Genomic DNA, 1,544 nt, shown 5'->3' with positions numbered 1-1,544 from the left:
TGCATTGCAGCAACGGCAGATCATCTCAAGACCTAACAGGCCCTAACACAGCGGACTTAACGTAACAGCAGCGCCTACCCCGCTCGCAGTAGGGCGAGCAAGGCAGGCCTCAGAGCGAAAATATCGATGAATAATATAAAACATTTGAGAACGAGAATAAATATTCTCTAATCGTGATGATTTGCTTTATTTACCTCTTGTGTGTCTGATGCAGGTAAAGGTGTAGCTTTGACCGTTCGCCGAAGCCACTCCAACCGAAAGGTCGGCGCTTCTCATAGTAAAACTTGACGTTCCACCAGCCCTATAGCAACTTCTGATCGCCTCAGGAATTGCCTTGTCCGGCACGCTAACTGCTTGGTCGCCGTGCCCAGACATCAAGCTGCTAACCCAGCGCCAAGCGCCTTGAATTAACCCCCCAACTCCTCCGCCGGTGCTGTCACATTAACTGCGGGGCAGTAGACTGCCCTGCATGAGAGTTCCTCCTGTCAGCTGGAGGGTTCGAAGAACCCCTGGCTCTGAACTGCTGGCTGTGATTCCATTCTTTCTGTGGTGACTGGGGGAATGGCTGATGAAGCAGTCCGGTTTCTTTGATGTTGAGGAGGGTCTTGCTCGGCTGAGCGGGCTTGGTGATCAGCTCGAAGCGTTTTCCCGGGCCGTGGATTTTGAGGCGTTCCGCCCTAATCTGGACAAGGCTCTGGCTTATTCAGAGGGGAGCAAAGGTGGCCGTCCCCCGTTTGATCCGGTGCTGATGTTCAAGATCCTGGTGATCCAAACGCTGAACAATCTCTGTGACGAGCGGACGGAATACCTGATCAACGACCGGCTGTCCTTCATGCGCTTCCTCGGCCTGGCGTTATCGGACCGGGCGCCCGACGCCAGAACGGTCTGGCTGTTTCGCGAGCGTCTGACCCAGGCTTGCGCGATTGAAAGACTGTTTGACCGGTTTGACGCGACACTGCGGAACGCCGGCTATCTGCCGATGTCCGGCCAGATCCTGGACGCCACACTCGTGGCGGCTCCCAAACAGCGCAATACCAACGGGGAGAAGTCTGATCTCCGTGCAGGACGCATTCCTGAAGGCTGGCAGGACAGGCCGGCAAAACTGTCCCACAAGGACCGCCATGCGCGATGGACACTGAAGTTCACGAAGGCCAGACGGCACGATGACGGAACGCTCCCGTCCACCGATCTCGCCATCCCGTTCTTCGGCTACAAATCTCATATTTCCATCGACCGGAAGTTTCGGCTGATCCGCAAATGGAAAACGACAGACGCCGCAGCCAGTGATGGTGCGCGATTGAGAGAGGGCCTACTGGATAAAACCAATACCGCCGCAAGCGTCTGGGCGGATACGGCGTATCGCTCAAAAGCCAATGAGGACTTCATGGAAAAGCATGGCTTTATCTCGAAGGTTCACAGGGAAAAGCCGCACCTCAAGCCTATGCCACGGCATATCCAGCGGTCCAATGCCGGGAAGTCCGTCATCCGGTCCCGTGTCGAGCATGTCTTTGCCGATCAGAAATCGCAGACGGGACTGTTCGTCC

Annotated in this window: 1 protein-coding gene; it reads left to right on the top strand. The window is 55.7% G+C overall.

The genetic code is table 11. From position 1 onward, the window contains the following. Positions 1-565: 565 nt before the first annotated feature. Positions 566-1,544: IS5 family transposase (locus HK28_RS02485; RefSeq protein WP_233140302.1), on the top strand; the 979-nt coding region annotated here is incomplete at its 3' end.

The sequence above is a fragment of the Acetobacter sp. DsW_063 genome (assembly GCF_002153745.1).
Lineage (GTDB): Bacteria > Pseudomonadota > Alphaproteobacteria > Acetobacterales > Acetobacteraceae > Acetobacter.
Note: the sequence above shows the minus strand (reverse complement) of the source record. Positions and strands in the feature narration are given on the sequence as shown.